Raw genomic sequence first — 20,122 nt, 5'->3', positions numbered from 1 at the left:
TTCAAACAGCGCAGTTAAAATATCCTACGCAAAGAGGGTCGAGCCGTCGCCGGCAAGATCCCTGTTATTTTACCGCGTCCTTTACCAGTAGCGGGTCCAGCCGGACACCGGCGCCCATGGAGGTGGATACGGCAAGGCTTCTCATGTAGGCCCCCTTGCTGGTGGCCGGCTTCATGGCGACCAGCATCCTGAGCAGGGCCAGCATGTTATCCTGCAGCTTCTCGGTGCCGAAGGAGGCCTTTCCCAGCGGCGCGTGAACAATGCCGGCCTTGTCGACCCGAAAGTCGATCTTGCCGGCCTTCAGGTCATTCACGGCCCTGGCCACGTCAAAGGTAACCGTTCCGGTCTTGGCGTTGGGCATCAGGCCCCGGGGGCCCAGCAGCTTGCCGATCTTGCCCACGGCGCCCATCATGTCCGGTGTGGCCACGGCCTTGTCAAAACCGAACCAGCCGTTCTTGATGTCCTCAATCAACTCGTCGTTGCCCACGAAATCAGCGCCGGCGTCCAGGGCCTCCTTTTCCTTCTCGCCCTTGGCAAACACCAGAATTTTGATCTCCTTGCCCGTGCCGTGGGGCAGCACCACGGACCCGCGGACCATCTGGTCGGCATGACGGGGATCTACACCCAGGCGGACGGCAATATCCACGCTTTCATCAAAACCGGCAAAACGCGCCTGAAGCGCCGTGTCTATCCCTTCGGAAATGTCGTACTTGCGATCAGCGTCGACTTTCTGCTGGGCGGCGACAATTTTTTTCCCTTTCTTGGCCATCTGTGCTCTCTCCTATTGTACAATCTCGATGCCCATGCTTCGGGCGGTCCCTTGAATAATCCTGCAGGCGGCGTCCAGGTCCGTGGCATTCAGGTCAGGCATCTTCAACCTGGCGATCTCTTCCACATCCTGCATGGACACCTTGCCGATCTTGTCCTTGTTGGGTACGGCGGAGCCCTTGGCGATCTTGGCCGCCTTTTTCAGCAGAATGGCAGCCGGCGGGGTCTTGGTGATAAACGAAAAAGATTTGTCCGCATACACCGTGATGACCACGGGAATGATCATCCCTTCCTGGTCCGCCGTCCGGGCGTTAAACGCCTTGCAGAAATCCATGATGTTGACGCCGTGCTGACCCAGGGCCGGGCCGATAGGCGGTGACGGGTTGGCCTTGCCGGCCGTGACCTGCAACTTTATCTGTCCTGTAACTTTTTTTGCCATTGTCTACTCCAAACCTGTTATAGTTTCGCAACCTGCATGAAATCCAGTTCAACCGGCGTGGAACGCCCGAAGATGCTCACCAGGACCCGCAGCTTTCCCTTCTCTTGGTTCACGGTCTCCACCAGGCCACTGAAGGTGGCAAAGGGACCTTCGGTCACCCGCACCTCATCACCCACCTCAAAAGAGTACTTGGGCTGGGGTTTCAGCTTGCCCGCCTCGATCCGCTCCAGGATCTTGTCCGCCTCCTGGTCGGTGATCGGCGCCGGCTTGTTCTTGCCGCCCAGAAAACCGGTCACCTTGGCCGTGTTGGCCACCACGTGCCATGTTTCGTCGTCAAGTTCCATCTGGACAAGGATATATCCGGGATAAAACTTACGCGACGACTCCTTTTTCTTGCCCTTGACCAGCTCGACCACCTGCTCGGTGGGCACGATCACCTCGCCGAACTTCTCGGCGCAGCCGGACGATGCGATACGGTCCTCCAGGGACTTCTGGACCTTGTTTTCAAAGCCGGAATAAACGTGCACCACATACCATTTTAACGCCACGATACCGTCCTCATCATCTAATTGAGAATCACCTGAATCAACCGGCCCAGGACCAGGTCCGCCAATCCCAGGAACACGCTGATGATCATCACCAGCAGCAATACCACCGCCGTGGAGCCAATGGTCTGCTGGCGCGTCGGCCAGGTGACCTTCTTCAGCTCAACCTTCACTTCCCGAAGGAACTGAACGGCCCGGCCCATGCGGCCGGTTTCCATCATGCCGCCGATCTTTTTGGCAACGCCCGACGAGCCGATCTGCCCCTTGCCGGTTTTCACGGTAACACCGGAAACCAGCTTGGCGCCAACGGCGGGCTTGCTCTGGGAACCGTCGGCTGTGGCGTTACCGGAAGCGTCGACATCGGTCTTTTTCTTCTTTTTCAGCGGATCCTTTTTCTTCAGTATGCGCCCCATGATCCCTCTTTTTCATAACATGAAAAGCACACCGTCTGGTCGCCTCAGATCGTGTGCGCTTTTTCGTTTAAAAAACAGTTGGCAGGCCAGGAGGGATTTGAACCCCCAACCCCCGGATTTGGAGTCCGACGCTCTGCCGTTAGAGCTACTGGCCTGCACTGTGCAGACAATGCCGCGGCCCGCGTAAAGAGCCTGCGCTCAACCTACTTTGTCTCTTTATGCATCGTGTGCTCGCGGCAGAACCTGCAATACTTCTTGAGCTCCAACTTGTCCGGTGTCGTCCGTTTGTTCTTTGTCGTCGAGTAGTTGCGCCTTTTACACTGGCTACACGCAAGTGATATGATGACTCTCACTGATCAACTCCCTTATATGCTGCTTCTATTCGATAATTTCACTGACAACGCCGGCGCCCACGGTACGCCCGCCCTCACGGACGGCAAACCGCAGTTCCTTTTCCATGGCGATGGGGGTGATCAGCTCACCGGTAATCGTCACGTTGTCGCCCGGCATCACCATCTCCACGTTCTCCGGCAGGCTCAGAATGCCCGTCACGTCCGTTGTACGAAAATAAAACTGCGGACGGTACCCGGTGAAAAACGGCGTATGACGCCCGCCTTCCTCTTTGCTCAGAATGTATACCTCGGCCTTGAACTTGGTGTGCGGCGTAATGCTCTTGGGCGCCGCCACTACCTGGCCCCGCTCCACTTCGTCGCGCTTGGTGCCCCGCAGCAGCAGGCCCACGTTATCGCCGGCGCGGCCTTCGTCCAGAAGCTTCCGGAACATCTCAACGCCCGTGCACACCGTCTTGGCCGTATCCCGAATACCCACCAGCTCGATCTCTTCACCCACCTTCACGATACCGCGCTCGATACGGCCCGTCACCACCGTGCCACGGCCGGAAATGCTGAACACGTCCTCAATGGGCATCAGGAAGGGCTTGTCCGTATCCCGCTCCGGAACCGGAATGTAAGAGTCCAGGGCCGCCAGCAGCTCAAATATGCACTTGGCCTCGTCGCTGGCCGGATCGTCGCTCTCCAGGGCCTTCAACGCGCTGCCCCGAATGATCGGGGTGTCGTCCCCCGGAAAATCATACTTATCCAGAAGCTCCCGAAGCTCCAGCTCCACCAGCTCGATCAGCTCCTCGTCGTCCACCATGTCGCACTTGTTCAAAAACACCACGATCTTGGGCACACCCACCTGACGCGCCAGCAGAATGTGCTCACGGGTCTGGGGCATGGGACCGTCGTCCGCGCCCACCACCAGGATCGCCCCGTCCATCTGGGCCGCGCCGGTGATCATGTTCTTAATGTAGTCCGCGTGGCCCGGGCAGTCCACATGCGCGTAATGTCGCGTATCCGACTCGTACTCCACGTGGGCCGTCGCAATGGTGATACCGCGCTCGCGCTCTTCCGGCGCCTTGTCGATCTTGTCAAACGCCACGTACTCGCCCCAGCCCTTCAGGCTGCAGTGCTTCGTGATCGCCGCGGTCAGCGTCGTCTTGCCGTGGTCGATATGGCCGATCGTACCTACGTTTACATGCGGCTTTTTTCGCTCAAACTTTGCCTTTGCCATAATGCTGCCCCCTATCTGGTTAAACGCTTTTTGATTCTGATCCTAATTTATTTCTCTAATTTCAGCGCCTCGGCCTTCCACCGACGGGTTGCGGCTGGAGCCCACGACCGGAATTGAACCGGTGAAACCTCTTCCTTACCAAGGAAGCGCTCTACCTACTGAGCTACGTGGGCATTGCCACACCAAAAGCCTTTTGGAGCGGGAGACGAGGCTCGAACTCGCGACATCCAGCTTGGAAGGCTGATGCTCTACCAACTGAGCTACTCCCGCAAATGGTGGTGGGGGGAGGATTTGAACCTCCGAAGGTGTATACCGACAGATTTACAGTCTGTTCCCTTTGGCCACTCGGGAACCCCACCGCACACATCCCCTCTGGAGCCAGCGGAGGGACTCGAACCCCCGACCAACTGATTACAAATCAGCCGCTCTACCTGCTGAGCTACGCTGGCACAACCGGCTAGGTTTGCGCCATTTATTAAATCTGAAAATCCTATTGGATAAATTCCCGGTTGTCAAGTGTTTTTTGGCAGATAATTTGCAGACACCCCAACGCGCCTGCACCGATGTTTCGCCCGTCCATTCCACTCTTTTCCGGGCCGTTTTCCCGGAAGGGGCCGCTTACGGGCATGACCACCTATTTTTCTTGACATTCCGGCCCGCGAAAACTAGATAATATAATGAAAAAATAAAAGGCTTGCAAACAAAAAACACAAAAGAAGATTCAAACTTCCTTTAAGGATTGCAATTTTATGCCCAGACCCGTTTTTAAAAGCGTTGTATTCATTCTGATTCTGACCCTGACAGGCACGGGGTGTCTGTCAACTTTATCTGAAAAAACAGGGGGTTTCCCGTTTACACGAAAAACCCCGGTCGTCTGCGAAGCCGACACCGCCGAGGCGGTGGACGGTCCGGTGGACGTCACCCTGTCCGCCGAGGCCCCGGACCAGATCCTGGAGGCCACGGAACCGGCCGGCGAAGTCAATGAGACCCAGAAAGCCATGGACGAGGCACTGGACCTCTGCAAGGTTTCCCAGGACTTCTGGCAGAAGGGGGAGTTTGACAACGCCATTCAGGCCCTGGACCAGGCATACGCCCTGATGCTCAAAGGGGATGTCGAGAGCGACGTCCAGCTCTTGCAGCAGAAGGAGGATATCCGGTTTCTGATCTCAAAACGGATCCTGGAGATCTACACCTCCCGCACCACCGTGGTCAACGGAGCCCACAACGCCATTCCCGTGACCATCAACCGGGAAGTGCAAAAAGAGATCGACCTGTTTACCACCGGCCCGGAGCGGTCTTTTTTTATCGCCTCCTACCAGCGTTCGGGAAAATACCGGCCCCATATTCTCAAAAAACTGGCCGAGGCCGGGCTGCCCGCCGAACTCTCATGGCTGCCCCTGATCGAAAGCGGCTTCAAAACCAACGCCCTGTCCAAGGCCCGTGCCCTGGGGCTGTGGCAGTTCATCCCCTCCACGGGATACAAATTCGGCCTGGAGCGCAACCTTTACGTGGACCAGCGGCTGGACCCGGAACGGGCCACCGACGCCGCCATTGATTACCTCACGGCCCTGCACAGAATTTTCGGCGACTGGGCAACGGCCCTGGCCGCCTACAACTGCGGCGAAGGAAAAGTGCTTCAGGTGATCCGGGACCAGCGGGTGAATTACCTGGACAACTTCTGGGACCTCTACCACCGGCTGCCCCGGGAAACGGCCCGTTACGTGCCCCGGTTCCTGGCCACCCTGCACATCGTTTCCAACCTGGAAAAATACGGTATGGACACGGTGGTGCCGGAAGATCCGATCTCCTACGAAGTGGTGGAAACCGCCCGCCAGGTCCATTTGAAAAAAATCGCCGAGGCAACCGGCATCGCCTACGACCTGCTCAACGAGCTGAACCCGGAGCTGCGCCAGAACATCCTGCCGCCCAGTGCCTACCCCCTGCGGGTGCCCGCGGAAAAATCGGAAGCAGTGGTGGCCAGTATCAACTCTCTGCCCGTCACCGAACCGGCCCAGACCCAGTTTGCCTACCACCGGGTCCGGTCCGGCGAGACCCTGTCCACCATTGCCCGGCGATACCGCACCTCGGTCTCCAACATCGCCCGGGCCAACAATATTTACAAACGCAACTTCATCGTGGCCGGCAAAATTCTCAAGATTCCCCTTTCCAGCAACTGGGTGGCCACCAAGACCCAGAAATTTGAAAAGGCCTCGGAAATACCGGCGAGCCACCGGGTGCGAAGCGGTGAGTCGCTCTGGATTCTTGCCAACCGTTACAGCACCACGGTCAACGCTATTCAGCGGTTAAACGGCCTGTCCGGGACCAGCCTGCGCGTGGGCCAGGTCCTGAAAATCCCCGGCGGTGGCGCGGCCCCGGCAACCGCGGCCGGCGACGGTAAAACCTACACGGTACGGGCCGGCGACAGCCCCTTTACCATTGCCAGAAGCCACAACATTCCCTTAAACCGCTTTCTTCAGATCAACAACCTGAGTACGCGAAGCACCATCTATCCGGGCCAGCAGGTCTGCCTGGAGTAGCCGGCGTGCATCCTGCCAGTGCGCTCAAACAACTTGTGGAATATTTAAAATAACGGTTCACCTCCCTATTAGTGGTAGTAAAGACTTGCATGATTTTCAGTGCAGCCGATGGTTTTAAAGGATTCAAGGATTCAAGTGGTCAAGTAAAAAACGATAAACAGGGACTTGATGAGTTCCCGAACGTTCGGTTTATGGGTTGAAATTCGGACATCATTCACCAATGATTCAATTCCCTTGGACCCTCGAACCCTTCGCACCCACTAAATTGGAGAAGATCCAAAATAATAAGGACCGTATCATGGAGCCCTCTTTTTCTTTTCAGGAGATGTTTCCCACCGGGCCGGACACCACCGCATACCGGCTGCTGACCGCGGACCATGTGGCAACCGCCGCCTTTGAAAAAACACCGGTGATCAAGGTCGACCGGGCCGGTGTTGTGCTGCTGGCCGAAACCGCCTTTCGGGAAGTTTCCCATCTATTGCGGCCCTCCCATTTGAAACAGACGGCAGCCATTTTAACCGACCCGGAAAGCTCGGCCAACGACCGCTACGTGGCCCTGGAGATGATAAAAAATGCCGTTGTCGCTTCGGGTTACGTGTTTCCCATCTGCCAGGACACGGGCACGGCCACAGTGATGGGCAAAAAGGGCCAGCAGGTGTGGACCGGGTTTTCCGACGAGGCGGCCTTGAGCGAAGGCATCTTCAACGCCTACCGGAAGCTGAACCTGCGCTACTCCCAGGTGGCCCCCCTGACCCTGTACGACGAGGCCAACACAAAAACCAACCTCCCGGCCCAGATCGACCTTTACGCCGTTGAAGGCGACGCCTACCGGTTCCTTTTTATCGCCAAGGGCGGGGGCTCGGCCAACAAGACCTTTTTGTTTCAGAAGACAAAGGCTGTTTTAAATTCCGAGGCCCTTCTGGCCTTTTTAAAGACCGAAATCGCCCACTTGGGCACGGCCGCCTGCCCGCCCTACCACCTGGCCGTGGTCATCGGCGGCACATCCGCCGAGGCGGTCTTAAAAACCGTCAAGCTGGCGTCCGCCGGCTACCTGGACACCCTGCCGGACAAGGGCAGCCCCTCCGGCCACGCCTTTCGGGACAGGGATCTGGAAAAAGAACTTTTCAAAATTTCCCGGGGTCTAAACCTGGGAGCCCAGTTCGGCGGCAAATACCTCTGCCACGACGTAAAGGTGATCCGCATGCCCCGGCACGGGGCCTCCTGCCCAGTCGGCATGGGCTTAAGCTGCAGCGCGGACCGCAACCTCAAGGCAAAAATCACCAAAGAGGGCATCTTTGTCGAGCAGTTGGAAACCGATCCGGCCCAATACCTTCCCACACCCCAGGCCAAAGAAAGCGATGCCGTGCGCCTCGACCTGGACCGGCCTCTTTCCGAGGTGAGAAACGACCTCTCCCGCCTTGCCGTGGGCACCCGCCTGCTGTTAAACGGCCCTGTCATCGTGGCCAGAGACATTGCCCACGCACGGGTCAAGGAGATGCTTGACGCGGGCAAGCCCCTGCCGTCCTACATGACCGACTACATGATTCTCTACGCCGGCCCGGCCAAGACCCCGGAAGGGTATCCCTCCGGCAGCCTGGGTCCCACCACCTCGGCCCGCATGGACCCCTATGTCACGGCTTTTCAACCCCACGGCGGCGCCCTGGTGACCCTGGGCAAGGGCAACCGGTCCCAGGCCGTGATCGACGCCTGCAAAACCAACGGCGGCTTCTACCTTGGCACCATCGGCGGTGTTGCCGCCATTCTGGGAAAAGAATGCATCACCGGCATCGAGGTGATCGACTTTCCGGAACTGGGCATGGAGGCGGTACAGCGCGTCACGGTAAAGGATTTCCCCGCCTTTCTCATCACCGATGACAAGGGAAACGATTTTTTCAAAAACCTGGCAGCAGGCTGATACCAACAAACAGGAACGCGCATGGACAAACGGCTTCAGATCAAACTGCTGCTGGGTCTTATCGGGTTTCTTGAACGCCACCCCCTGCTGGTCAGGCTGTTTTTAAAACCGTTTGCCAACGCCCCGTTTCTTTCCCGAAAACTCATGGTCCTGCCCCGGGCTTACATGGGCGCCACTGCCTTTGATATTCACGACGTGGACCTGCCCGCCGGCCGCATCGGCATCGGCGGCGTGGAAGAGATCATGGCCGGGGCCAAGATCATTCACCTGCTGCACACCACCCTGGCCGACCACCTGGATGAAAAAGAGAAGGCAGCAGCCCTGTACAACATGGGTGTGGCCCTCTGCACGTGGGAGGTCACCTGTGCCCTGGAGGGCGGCCGGTGGGCCCCCTCGTTTTTGGTGCCCCTGATCGCCAACAGCCAGATCCTGGACCAGGTGCGCACCGACCCGCTCATGGCGAAGTTTTTCACCAAAACCATGAACATGATGTCCCGCCTGATCACCGACGAAGGGGGCTGGGGCCACCTGGATTTTGACTTTAGCGCCGCGCCCATGCAGGTCTTTTTATCCAACTCCCAGGAGGCCCGGTGGCTGGGCCCCTCCCCCACCCCGGTCTGCCACTTCTACGCCGGCATCGTGGCCGGTTACGCCGGCACCATCTCGGGCAAAACCATCCGCGTCAAAGAGGTGGCCTGCAGCGCCATGGGCGCGGAAAAATGCGTGTTTCATCTGTTTGAAGAGTGACCACTTTATAAAAGCGCAATATCCGCGTTGCGCGGCCATCAAAAATGTGGGGAATCAAACCATGAAAGATTTAATGAAGCCTGAGAATGCAGCAGAAGCCAGTGTCCTCCAGGCGGTGTTGGCGGAACATGGGATACCTGCGGAAATAAAATCGTTTCACGACACCGCCTATGATGGCCTTTTCCAGTCTCAATATGGGTGGGGCGTCATCCGTGTTTCTGAGGCGGACTTTCCGGAAGCACAAAAAATAATTGAAGAGTGGCGCAGTGCCGCGCCTGAAGAACTCCCATGGAACGACAAGCCGGCTGACGCCTGACCAAAGCGGGTAACTTATTGTTATCAAAGAAAAAGCTGTTGTTGTGAATTGACAATTGACAATTAACAATTGTCTATTGACCATTTACGATGAGCGGGTCCGAATGGTCAATGGTTAATGTTCAACGGTTAATTGTCAATGGTGGACAGGGGGGATGCTCTCGGCCTGCAACACTGCATACCGGCCGGCCAGGGCCGGAATGACGGCCACGAAGACCAGCACGGCGGGGCAGCGAAACGGCAGGTCGATCAGGCTGTGCAGGCCGGCAAAAAACACGCCGATCAGGGGGACGGACAGAAACAGGGGGACCTTTTTTCTTTGCCGGACAATGGGCGCGAAAAGCCCGGCCAGCACGGCAATCATGCATCCGGCACCGGCAAGGCCGAATTCAGACAGAAACTGCACCGGGTCGTTATGAACAAATGCCCGGCCGGGCAAATGACGCCGGGGGGCCTCACCCGGCTTGATGTACAGGGGGGCAAAATACTGGTAGCTGTTGCCCCCGGCACCCAGCAGGGGATAGTCCAAAAAAATGCGCCAGGCGCTTTTCACCTGCCAGGCCCGGTCGGTCCACTGCCCGGCCAGGGTGCCGTCGGCCGCGGCCAGCCATGTTTTGGCGCTTTGGGCCGCCCTTGTCGCCGGCCCGGCATCCGGCCCCACGGCCCCGACCCACACACTTGCCAGCAAAATAATCGTCAGAACCAATGCAAGGCCCCTCTTTTTCGCAGTCATTCGAAAGGACTGCCGTACCACCCACACCAGCAGGGCTGCAACCACCGTTATCCAGATCATCAGAATGGCGGCCCGGCACGACGTGGCATGCACGGCAACAAGGCAGGGCACCAGCAGAAGCGCCCACGCAAGGGCCGCTTTGGGCCGGCGGCGTTGCCGGTAATACAACGCCCATCCCGCGGTCCAGAAAAACAGGACCATGAAAAAGGTGCCGGCATGGTTGACATAGCCAAAGGCGGCAAAAAACGGGCCTTCCATGGGAATCAGCCCGTAAACCGATTGTGCGTCAAAAGCCCGCTGAACCAGGCCGATGGCCACCAGAAGATGGGCGTTTACCGGGATCAGCCAGGCCAGCCGTTTTAACAAGTCCGGCCGGGCCGGGCCGTAACGGACAGCCAGTATAACGGCCGCGGCCGCCAGGAACCAGATCAACACCATCCGGCCGTCTTCAGGCGTGACCGCACCCGGCAGAAACGGCACCGGCGGCAGGGTGTAGGCCCATTGTCCGGATGAACCGGGCACTGGATAACGACCGGCATTGAGCCACTGAACAGCGGCCAGCATCAGCAGCACGGCCCAGCCGTAAAGAACCTGATCTTTTGCCGGACGGGGCGCGGCCGGCACCGGGCGAACCCTGAAATTGGCCCAGGTCATGAACAGCAACAGCACGGCAAAAGCGGCCAGGGGCGGCAGCCATGCCGGGGGGGTACCGCCCCTGGCCCAGGCCGGATAGGCAACTGTCAGAAAAACGAGAAATGTTATGCGGCTGTCGTTGAACATACCATTTATTTTTCGTTGCTGCTGCGGTTCGCCGGACGGTTAATCATAGATACCGCCATAGGGAGAAAACACCATGGGCGCTTCCTGGGGCTCGTCATTCTCTTTGCCGGTGTCCGGCTTTTCGGGTTCATCCGTTACAGGCGTTTTGTCCGGTGTTTCCGGCCCGGGTTTGTCTGCTTTGGCCGGTTCGGGTTTGGGGGGCTGGACCGGTTCAATAATAAAGGCCAGAACTTCCCGGGCTCCATTGCCGGCGGCATCCGTGGCCATCACATCCACCACGTGGCGCCCCGGCTCACTGAACGTGGCTGCCCCGCTGTAAGCGCCGCTGTTGTCCGGCCCGGCAACAGGAAACGCGCCGGACGGGTTATAGTTAAAACTGTGAAAGGCGTGGACCGTCACCGGCTTGTCCGTGTTGTCGGTCACCTTTGCCCGTACGGTCACGGGCGTGGTATATACCGCCCCGTCCCTTGCCCCGGAAAAAACAATGACCGGTGGCTGAGTGTCGGTTTCCGGCGGCAGTTTGACCTGCCGGACCGACCCCAGAAAGTCCCGGTTGCCTGAATCGGGGGCAAGGCCGTCGCCGTAGTACGTCAGGGTAACCATGGCCGTGGTGTCCGGCGGGCCCTGCCACCGGAGGACCGGCTGCGGAACCTGGGCCAGGTCCATCAGCCGGTTGGCGCCACCCCCGTCAAAACTTCCGGCCGACGCTTCGGCACGCATGGCGCCCACGCCCACCGGATCGCCTGAACGGGTGCTGACCACGGCCGAGACAGACCAGAGATTGTTGTCCCTGTCCAGGGGCGTGACAACCGTGTCAATCGCTGTTTCCACGGGCAGCACAATGGGCACGGAAATGGCGGCCCGGCTGGGCTGGTACTGAATATCGGCGTCCGGGTCCGGCTGATAAACAGCCGCCACTGTCACCCGGGCGTCCAGGTTGTCAGGCTGGTGCCAGACCACGGACTGCTTTTCACCGGCCATGGCAAGCGACACCCGGCCGGTGCCGGTCTGAAGAAACCGGCCGGCAGCGGCCGTGATCTCCAGCTGACCGGTGGCCGGCGCCTGTCCGTCAACGCTTTTTACCGTAATGGTGATGGTGGAGTCCAGGCCCGCCGGATCGGGCTTGACCGCGCTCAGGCTCACCGAGGTGGGTATCTCCAGGGACTGGGGCAGTTGAAAGGTCTGTTGGCAGGGCCGTACCAGGCGGCCGTCGGCAAACACATGGCCGCTGTATGTCGCGACCAGGGACACCGGCAGCGCCTGTGTTTCCGGTACCTGCCACAGGGTGGTGCCGCCCCGGGCCGGCAGGGTGATCTGCCCGGCCTGGCCGTTGCCGCCCGTAAATGTGCCGCCTTCGGCGGTCAGGGTCACTGTTCCCTCGGTCAAGGACTGGCCCCGGTCGTCCTGCACCGTGGGTTTCAGACGCCAGCGCCGGTTGTTTTCAATCCGGGTTTTGGCGATATCCAGCCGGGAGTCGGTAACGGTATAGACAATATTGATCCGGTTGGGCAGGTAGCGGTCAAAACCGGTCAATGTCACCTGGCGGGTCACGGCCGCGTTTCCCGGCAGGGGCGGGTCCGGCCGAAAGGCGGCCCGCAGCACGGCATTTTGAGCGCCGCTTTGGGTCAGGGCCGACACCAGGTCACAGGTTTTGACGGAAAGCAGATAAACGCCGTTGGCATTGGTGGTAACCGCCGACGCGCCGGGCAGATCCACGGTCACGCCGGGCAGGGGCGCGCCCCCGTCTGTCTGCACCACGCCCTGGAACTTCAAGGCGTGGTCCATGTATTCCCTGAACGAATCGTAAGCATACTGGACCTCGAAGCGGACCTTCTGCAGGGCCTTTTCCCGCTGGACCCGAAAATAGTTTTTCAGCGTGGGCAGGATTTCGGCCAGGTAGGCCTCCCGGATCTGCTGTTTGGCTTCGGGCAGGGGTTCGGCATGGGCATGGCCGGAAGCTTCGTAGGAGTGGCGCCACACATCATTCCAGAAGGTCATCAGCCCCTCGGTAAGGGCCTTTTCAAAATCGCCCTGGTAGGTCTCAAAAATCAGCTTTTCCCACTTGGCCATGTCTTCTACCCGGTGGCCGTACTGGTCGTCATAATATGCCTTGTACACGCGGTACCAGTATTCAGTGTTGCCGGCAATGGCCGTGGTGCCCAGGGTGGTCAGGGAATAGTCGATCAGGCTGATGCCGATGGCTGAGATCTTTACCGCCCTGGATACCATGTGCTGCGGCAGGGCCCCCACCGCCCAGAAGGCACCGGACTTGGCCAGCTTCATCTGGGCCATGGGGTCCTGGTTTTCCAGGTCCACCCAGAACTGGGCCAGGGCCAGAAATCCCCCGAAATGGGTCAGCAGGCCGTCCATCTGGTCAAACCCCGGTATCTCCAGAAGCGTGGGCAGCCCGATGCCCAGGCCGGCCATGGGCGAAAACTCGGCTGTGGTAAGAAACTGCCAGCCCAGGTCGGCATACCCCGGTTCAGCAGCCCCGGCCGGATTGTAGAACCCGTCAATGGCGGCCGACGACTGCCGGGCCGGGGCAAACCGGCTGATCTCCTCCATGGTAAAATAGTGTTCCGGCAGGCAGAAATTCCCGGCACGGGATACCGCCGGCAGCAGCAGCATACCGGCAAAAAGCATGATCGTGGCACGTCTTATGATTTTCACGGCACCTCCCATAGGTAAAAACTGAAAACCGGCATAAGGATTCGGCAGCAACCGGACTGTCCTGAAGAGTATAACTGATTGACTATAAGGATTGAACCGTTTTCTGACACGGCAAAGGAATGGGTATCGGGAAGATCTCTAAAATAAGACCTGATCCCTTTTCCATGAAAATTCGGAGTGTCAATCCGGATTTTCATGGTAAATGGATTACACGTCAAACACCACCCGCGCCACCCAGCCGTCTTCCACCGGCTCAACGGTCAGGTCATGGTAGGTCACGGCCTTGATGTCGGTTTTCAGACAATGGCGATCCGCATCGTATCTGTCGCTGCGCACACGGGCCACCAGCCGGGTTTCACTGATCTCCACGATTTGGGCCGACACCACCAGCCGCCCCTTTACCGTCCAGAAACAAAGCAACGCCCGCAGCCAGTTAAACATCAGGTCAGCAAGGTCTTCGCCTTCAACCGTCATCTCTCCTTCCTCGCCGCCGGAAAGGCCGGCAGAATCGGCCAGCATGTCAAACAGGGCAAACCCGGCATTTTCAAACAGCATGGCCAGGTCATGGCCGAAAATCTCCACACGCAGATCAGCGGTATGGTCCAGGTAGCGGTAGACCGGGGGCTCTGAAGAATTTTTTGGGGATGAGGGTTGTGTCATGAGTGTGAGATGTTGAACTCCGGATGTCTTTTGAACGATTTATTTCTTATGTCGCTTTTCAAGAAGCCTTTTTTCGATTTCTTCCAGCTCCTTTAAATCTTCCTTATCCGCAGCCCGGGCCTCGGCTGTTTTTCTTTTTTTATCAAACGCTTCGTATCGGTCTTCAGCGATTTTTCTGGCGACTTCCGCCTTCACTGCTCCCGCATGGGTCAGCAACTCCTGCTCATTGAATTTCAGAAAGGCATCGAGTTTGCCCGACCACTGTTCCATGGTCACGGTTTTTCTCTGCCGGGCCTGCCTTTCGGCATAATCCAGATACATGGTCACGATCTCATTCAGGTCTTTTATCTCATCTGCCTTCAGGTAATTCTTGGCAATACCCACATCAAATTTTCTGACTGTGGAACCCCGCCATGAGGTCAGTCCCATATTGGGTTTGTCCGGATTGCTGCGGGATTCGATAATTTCGGCGGCGGTTTTGCCGGTAATGGCCCAGAGCATTTTATTTTGCACCTTCTTGAAAAAAATCTGCGCCTGTTCCGAGTGTTTATCGTAATCTATAGAAGTAGCGTAAATATCACGGATTTTCTGGTAGAACCGCTTTTCCGATGCCCTGATGTCACGGATACGTTCCAGCCATTCATCAAAGTAGTCCCACCGGTCCGCCTGTTTCAGGCGGTCATCATTCATGGCAAAACCTTTGATGATGTACTCTTTTAAGATATGGGTCGCCCAGATTCTGAACTGAGTCGCTCTTTTGGAATTGACCCGGTAACCCACGGCGATAATGGCATCAAGATTGTAGAAGTCCCTGGTCCGGGTCACCTGCCGGCTGCCTTCCTGTTGAACTGTTTCCATTTTGGAAACAGTTGCCTCCTTTTGCAGTTCCCCCTCTTCAAATATATTGTTTAGGTGTTTGGATATGGCGGGAACATTGACGGCAAACAGTTCCGCCATTTTTGCCTGGGTCAGCCAGATGGTTTCATCCTGAAAAACCGTGTCTATCTTTATCTTGCCATCCTCGGTCTGATAAAAGACAATTTCGGAGGTGCCGGATGATTGCGTCACGCTGTTTTCCCTTCCACGATCTTGAGATCTTCCTTAATCAGGCTGCCCTCAAGTTCATAGCTCATCGTTTCAAACAGAAAAATGCCACCCAATTTGCTGTTTTTATTCAATCCCCTCAATTCCTCTTGCCCTTTGGGCACGGGCAACGAGTTGCCCGTGTCACCCGTGGTTAAGTATCGTTGGATAAGAATAGTCTATTTATTCTCGGCTGAATAAACCATATACCGATAAAGTATAGCCATGCAAACATTAGCGTTCCGACGTAATCTTGAACCTTAACTTTTCGTTTTTTTCCCACTGTTATAATAAGTTTCGATATAAAATACAGGCTGTAAATCATAGTAACAAAATCAACTAAATGAAATGGCATCAATATTTCGAATGGAATTATTCCAAAAATAAAACAAAAAGAGTAAACAAAATTATAAGTCATACAAAACCTAAAGCGCTTTATAGGTGGCTTTACAAACTCTGAATATCGCTCATGAATCAATGATCCAATACTATACAGCCAGGACAAATAAACCCATATGCCAAGCAAAATCATTGTTTTTAGGTAAAATAAAGGAATGGAAGAATCTTGAGGCATTGAAAGAATAAAAAACGACAGAACATAGGGTAATAATAAAATAACGAAAATTTCCCAGGCTGGTGCTTTCACAAAGAATAACAATTTAGTCCTCTTCGCTCGATTTTTTTAACGTCGCTGCTCTCCGGCGCGAGGAACGAGCGTCGGAGAGCAGCAGCTTGTTAAATGTTAGCCTTTTATAAAGTATGTGTTACTTTTTTTCTGGGTGTCTATCATAAAAACCGTCAAGAAGTTCAATTTGACCATTACAGTGGGGGCATTTATTCTGTTTAAGTTGGTGCTTAAATGATACCTTAAAACAAGAACTACAAATGAAATTATTTGGATTTCCTTTCTTAATTCTATAGCCAATAAAAAGCATCAACAATCCACCTGGAATGTGAAGAAACCAAAAAACATAGGGTTCTCCATTGATCCAGTCTAAACATTCATCGATGCCTATAAGTAAAAGTAGACTTCCCCCGATGAAAGAAAATATCGCCATATTATTAGTATTTTTTAGTATTTTTATTATATTGTTTCGAAAACACATTTAACATAGATTGTGTGTCGTGACGTAAAACGCCTGCCTCCCCTCATTCCCAAAAACTCTATATTTTATGATACTGAGATGTCAACAGAAAAGGGGGCTATTTATTATACGTCGTGACGCGAGTTTCCCGTGTTACCCGTTGCTGTAAAGATGGACAGACAGGCGTTTTATGCCCCATTGCAGCGTAGCCGAAGCGAGAATGATTTTTCGGGAAGAGCGGAAATGTTGTTTGAGTGCCGCTGCAAGCGGCGCGAGTTCATTTCCGCGCCGAAAAATTATTTGAGCGAGGGAAGCCACGCCTGCGGCGTGGCCAAGCTGCCTGGGGCGATTCTTTTGGTACTTTTCTTTTAAAGAAAAGTACACGGATAAGGAGGAATAAGAATGGACGTTGGTGTGCGGGAAAGATTGCTTCGCTGCGCTCGCAATGACGCATGGAAGTTAAGCCGTCAGGATGCGATCAGCCGGTATCGATTTCGATCCCGATAGCGATAGCGATTTCGATAACAGCAGGCAAGTTGGGGATAACGGAGAAGGCGTCAGCCCAGATCAATCACCTTGCCGGTGTTGTGGGTGCCGTAGCCGCCCAGGGTGTTGACCCGTTCGGCAAAGGCCGGGCTTTGAATCACTTTGAGCAGGGTGGCGATGCCGGGCAGGTCAAAGAACCGGGCCGGAATGACCAGGTCGTATTCTTCGGAGACCACGGGAATAAAATCAAGGCCCAGGGCGCGGGCCGCGGCCAGAATGCCCAGGCCGGTGTCGGCCACACCGCTGGCCACGGCAATGGCCACGGACATGTGGGTATATTCGTCATTGGCGTAACCGTCAATGGCCCCGGGGTCGATGCCCAGCTCTTTGAGCTTGAAGTCCAGCAGGATCCGGGTGCCGGAACCGGCCTGGCGGTTAATAAAGGTGACCCCGGTTCGGGCGATGTCAGCGATGCCGGAAATGTTTTTGGGGTTGCCCGGCACCACCATCAGGCCCTGTTCCCGGGAGACCAGCTTGACCAGTTTGACGGGCATGCCGGCCAGGTGTTTTTGAATGTAGGAAATATTATATTCACCGGTCTTTTCGTCCAGCAGGTGGCTGCCGGCCACGTGGCAACGGCCCCTGGCAACGGCCATGAGCCCGCCCATGCTGCCCACGTGGGTGGAGGCCAGCTTGAAGCCCAGGCCCCGGGCCGCGATCATGTCGGAAAGCACGTCCAGGGTGTTGTCGTGGCTGCCCACCACCACCACGGTCTGCTCGATGTCGGACAGGGGCCGCAGCAGCTCGGCGGTGACGGCCTGGGCCTCGGCCATGCCCTCGGTGGATGCCGGCACTCTCACAAAGGCGTCGGCATCGGCCAGGGAGGTGACCGATCCGGCCCCCCGGGGCAACTGGGTGGCAATAACAATGTCGTCCACCTTGCCCAGCTTGACCCGCAGAAACTCCTCCACGCCCAGCTTTGAAGCGGTCTTTTTTGCCAGGATGGCGGAAACGGTTTTTCGCACCGGCACGGGCAGGCCCTGCATCCGGCACAGCAACGGCCGGACCAGCTCTTCAAAACAGACCACGGCGGACACGGGATAGCCGGGCATGCCGAACACCGGCACCGTTGAAACAGCACCGATGATCAGGGGCTTTCCCGGCATGATGGTCAGGCCGTGAACAAACACCTCCCCAAGGCGGTCGATCACGATCCATGAATAGTCTTTGGCCCCGGCTGATGAGCCGCCGACCAGCATCACCGCCTGGTAATCGCCGTCGTCAACGGCCTTTTTCAGGGCTTGGGCAATGGTGTCCGGATCATCGGGCAAAATGGGGTGGCGCACCGGTTCGGCGCCGCAGGCACGGACCAGGGCCCCCAGCATGTAGGAGTTGGATTCCAGAATCTTTCCCGGCGCAAGGCCGGCCGGGTCTGTTTTGTCTTCCCAGTCCACCAGCTCACTGCCGGTGGGAAGGATCAGCACGCGGGGCTTTTTGCGCACGGACACCGATGTCACGCCGGCGGCCAGCAAAGCGCCCACGCAATAGGGGGTGACCACATGGTTGGTGGGAAAGAGCAGTTCCGTGGCCACGATGTCTTCCCCGGCCTTTCGCACATACTGCCAGGGAAAGGACGGGGCCAGGATCTCCACCGTGGCGTCGTCAATCACGTGAACGTCCTCGATCATGATCACGGCATTGGTGCCGGCGGGCAGCAGGTTGCCGGTGTTGACAAAAAAGGCTTCCCTGCCCACGGCCAGGGTTTTGGGAGTGGTCTCGCCGGCGCCGAAGGTCTGCTCGGCTTTTACCGCAATGCCGTCCATGGCGGACAGGTGATGGGCCGGAGAAGAGCGCAGGGCCGGCACGCCGCGGGCCAAAACCCGGCCCACGGCATTTGGCGTGGGAACGGTTTCGGCGGCGGCGGTTTTCATAAGGGCCGCAAATTTTTCAAACAGAAGGGTCCGGGCCTCGGTGAGGCTTTTTTTCTTTAAGTATATGTTGGTTGAATAGTCTGGCATTTGATATCTTCCTGCACTTTTGCCTGAAACAATTTTCAATATATCAGGATAGCGCCTTTTTTGTTTTTCCACATCGAAACGAAAAAAACGGTCAAAACAGGACCACGCCCACGGTTTCGCCGGCATTGAGGCCTTCGGTGTCGGCGTCGATCTCAATGACGCCGTCGGCCCAGGTCATGGTGTTGAGCAGGCCTGATTTCCCAAAAACCGGCTGGGCCCACAGAACATCCTCCTTTTCCACCAGCTTGACCCGGACATAGTCGATGCGGCCATAAACCGACGGCACATTGCGCCAGAGCCGGGCCGCAACCCGCCGGCCGGGCCGGGTCGACACCGCTGCCGCGCCGCCGACATGCTCCACAAAAGGCCGGACGATCATCATGAACACCACCATGGCCGATGCCACCTGTCCGGGCAGGCCCCATACGGCTTTCTGTTCCACTTCGGCCAGAATGGTGGGCTTGCCCGGCCGCATGCCGATGCCGTGGACCAAAACGCGGGCCCCGGCCAGGTCCTCCATGGCGGCAATGGTAAAATCCCGGGCCCCCACGGAACTGCCGCCGGACAGCAGCACCATGTCGCAGTCCGCCAGGGCCGTTGTCATGACGTTTCGAAGGGCATCCCTGTCGTCGGACACCAGGTCATACAACACCGGCAAGCCTCCGGCCTGGGTCACCAGGCCGGCCAGGGTGTGGGTGTTCACGTCGCGAATGCATCCGGGGGGTGGCGTTTCTTCCACGGCCACCACCTCGTCTCCGGTGGGGATAACAGCCACCACCGGCTTTTTGTAAACCGGCACGGACACGATGCCCAGGGCCGCCAGCACCCCCAGCTCCTGGCTGCGCAGCCGGGTTCCTCTGGCAATGACACGGTCTGCTTTTTTAAAATCCTCGTCTGCGGCCACCATGTGGGCACCGGGGGCCACCGGTTTGTGCACCTCCACCGTGGTCTCGTCCACCATCTGGGTAAACTCCCTGGGCACCACGCTGTCCGCGCCGCGGGGCAGCATGCCGCCGGTGGCAATGGCCGCAGCCTCTTCCGGCCCCACGGCAAGGTCCGGCACCCGGCCCATGACAACAGCGCCTTTGAGTACCAGGTAAACGGGATTGAGTTCCGAGGCGCCAAAGGTGGAAGCGGCCCGCACGGCAAACCCGTCCATCACGGCCCGGTCAAATCCCGGAATGTTTTCGCCGGCGCAAATATTCTCGCACACCACCCGTCCCAGGGCCCGGTCAAGGGGAACCTGTTCGGTTGCCACGGGGGAAAACCGCTCGATATGGGAAAACACCGTCTCCGGTGTCACCACGCTGAAAAATTCTTCTTTCATTCAAAACCTACTGCCGGTTCAGTCGTCCG

General features: G+C 57.1%; 16 protein-coding genes and 5 tRNA genes. 4 read left to right on the top strand and 17 right to left on the bottom strand.

Annotation, left to right across the window (positions count from 1 at the left end):
• Positions 1–64: 64 nt before the first annotated feature.
• The 11 genes from rplA to DOLE_RS03565 all read right to left on the bottom strand — a co-directional run bounded on the left by rplA (position 65) and on the right by DOLE_RS03565 (position 4,186).
• Complete coding sequence (gene rplA / locus DOLE_RS03610) at positions 65–769, bottom strand: 50S ribosomal protein L1 (protein ID WP_012174128.1); 705 nt, start codon at positions 767–769, stop codon at positions 65–67.
• Between the two features lie 12 nt (positions 770–781).
• On the bottom strand, positions 782–1,207 hold the full coding sequence (gene rplK, locus DOLE_RS03605) for a 50S ribosomal protein L11 (RefSeq protein ID WP_012174127.1): 426 nt from the start codon (positions 1,205–1,207) through the stop codon (positions 782–784).
• A gap of 17 nt (positions 1,208–1,224) precedes the next feature.
• Positions 1,225–1,755, bottom strand: coding sequence for a transcription termination/antitermination protein NusG (gene nusG, locus DOLE_RS03600; protein ID WP_012174126.1), 531 nt, complete (start codon positions 1,753–1,755; stop codon positions 1,225–1,227).
• A 17-nt stretch (positions 1,756–1,772) separates the two neighbouring features.
• Positions 1,773–2,165: a preprotein translocase subunit SecE gene (gene secE, locus DOLE_RS18545; protein ID WP_012174125.1), complete on the bottom strand. Its 393-nt coding sequence runs from the start codon at positions 2,163–2,165 to the stop codon at positions 1,773–1,775.
• A gap of 79 nt (positions 2,166–2,244) precedes the next feature.
• A tRNA-Trp gene (locus tag DOLE_RS03590) sits at positions 2,245–2,320 on the bottom strand.
• Positions 2,321–2,368: 48 nt separating this feature from the next.
• Complete coding sequence (rpmG, locus tag DOLE_RS17855; RefSeq protein ID WP_083766514.1) at positions 2,369–2,518, bottom strand: 50S ribosomal protein L33; 150 nt, start codon at positions 2,516–2,518, stop codon at positions 2,369–2,371.
• A 25-nt stretch (positions 2,519–2,543) separates the two neighbouring features.
• Entirely contained in the window at positions 2,544–3,737 is a 1,194-nt protein-coding gene (gene tuf / locus DOLE_RS03585) for an elongation factor Tu (protein ID WP_012174124.1), read from the bottom strand.
• A gap of 95 nt (positions 3,738–3,832) precedes the next feature.
• Positions 3,833–3,910: transfer RNA gene (locus DOLE_RS03580), tRNA-Thr, on the bottom strand.
• Positions 3,911–3,931: 21 nt separating this feature from the next.
• A tRNA-Gly gene (locus DOLE_RS03575) sits at positions 3,932–4,007 on the bottom strand.
• Positions 4,008–4,010: 3 nt separating this feature from the next.
• Positions 4,011–4,096: transfer RNA gene (locus DOLE_RS03570), tRNA-Tyr, on the bottom strand.
• 14 nt (positions 4,097–4,110) lie between these two features.
• Positions 4,111–4,186, bottom strand: a tRNA-Thr gene (locus DOLE_RS03565).
• A 300-nt stretch (positions 4,187–4,486) separates the two neighbouring features.
• On the opposite strand from DOLE_RS03565, the gene DOLE_RS03560 reads away from it, so the two are divergent.
• From DOLE_RS03560 to DOLE_RS03545, 4 genes are all read left to right on the top strand, one after another.
• The gene (locus tag DOLE_RS03560; RefSeq protein ID WP_012174123.1) at positions 4,487–6,274 is read left to right on the top strand and encodes a lytic transglycosylase domain-containing protein; all 1,788 of its coding nucleotides are present in this window, start codon (positions 4,487–4,489) and stop codon (positions 6,272–6,274) included.
• Between the two features lie 298 nt (positions 6,275–6,572).
• Complete coding sequence (locus DOLE_RS03555) at positions 6,573–8,189, top strand: fumarate hydratase (RefSeq protein WP_012174122.1); 1,617 nt, start codon at positions 6,573–6,575, stop codon at positions 8,187–8,189.
• A 21-nt stretch (positions 8,190–8,210) separates the two neighbouring features.
• Entirely contained in the window at positions 8,211–8,936 is a 726-nt protein-coding gene (locus tag DOLE_RS03550; RefSeq protein WP_012174121.1) for a 4-vinyl reductase, read from the top strand.
• Positions 8,937–8,997: 61 nt separating this feature from the next.
• Entirely contained in the window at positions 8,998–9,252 is a 255-nt protein-coding gene (locus DOLE_RS03545; protein WP_012174120.1) for a putative signal transducing protein, read from the top strand.
• Between the two features lie 135 nt (positions 9,253–9,387).
• Here the strand turns inward: DOLE_RS03545 and DOLE_RS03540 are convergent, their stop codons facing one another.
• From DOLE_RS03540 to DOLE_RS03515, 6 genes are all read right to left on the bottom strand, one after another.
• The gene (locus DOLE_RS03540; RefSeq protein ID WP_012174119.1) at positions 9,388–10,764 is read right to left on the bottom strand and encodes an O-antigen ligase family protein; all 1,377 of its coding nucleotides are present in this window, start codon (positions 10,762–10,764) and stop codon (positions 9,388–9,390) included.
• Between the two features lie 39 nt (positions 10,765–10,803).
• Positions 10,804–13,434, bottom strand: coding sequence for a hypothetical protein (locus DOLE_RS03535; RefSeq protein ID WP_153304346.1), 2,631 nt, complete (start codon positions 13,432–13,434; stop codon positions 10,804–10,806).
• A 207-nt stretch (positions 13,435–13,641) separates the two neighbouring features.
• A complete protein-coding gene (locus tag DOLE_RS03530) occupies positions 13,642–14,094 on the bottom strand; it encodes an archease (protein ID WP_012174117.1) in 453 nt (150 codons plus the stop codon).
• 39 nt (positions 14,095–14,133) lie between these two features.
• On the bottom strand, positions 14,134–15,162 hold the full coding sequence (locus tag DOLE_RS03525) for a virulence RhuM family protein (protein ID WP_012174116.1): 1,029 nt from the start codon (positions 15,160–15,162) through the stop codon (positions 14,134–14,136).
• A 1,657-nt stretch (positions 15,163–16,819) separates the two neighbouring features.
• Positions 16,820–18,766, bottom strand: coding sequence for a molybdopterin biosynthesis protein (locus DOLE_RS03520; RefSeq protein ID WP_012174113.1), 1,947 nt, complete (start codon positions 18,764–18,766; stop codon positions 16,820–16,822).
• 91 nt (positions 18,767–18,857) lie between these two features.
• The gene (locus tag DOLE_RS03515) at positions 18,858–20,093 is read right to left on the bottom strand and encodes a molybdopterin molybdotransferase MoeA (RefSeq protein WP_012174112.1); all 1,236 of its coding nucleotides are present in this window, start codon (positions 20,091–20,093) and stop codon (positions 18,858–18,860) included.
• Positions 20,094–20,122 lie beyond the last annotated feature (29 nt).

The sequence above is a fragment of the Desulfosudis oleivorans Hxd3 genome (genome assembly GCF_000018405.1).
GTDB lineage: Bacteria > Desulfobacterota > Desulfobacteria > Desulfobacterales > Desulfosudaceae > Desulfosudis > Desulfosudis oleivorans.
This window is presented reverse-complemented; position numbering and strand designations above follow the sequence as displayed.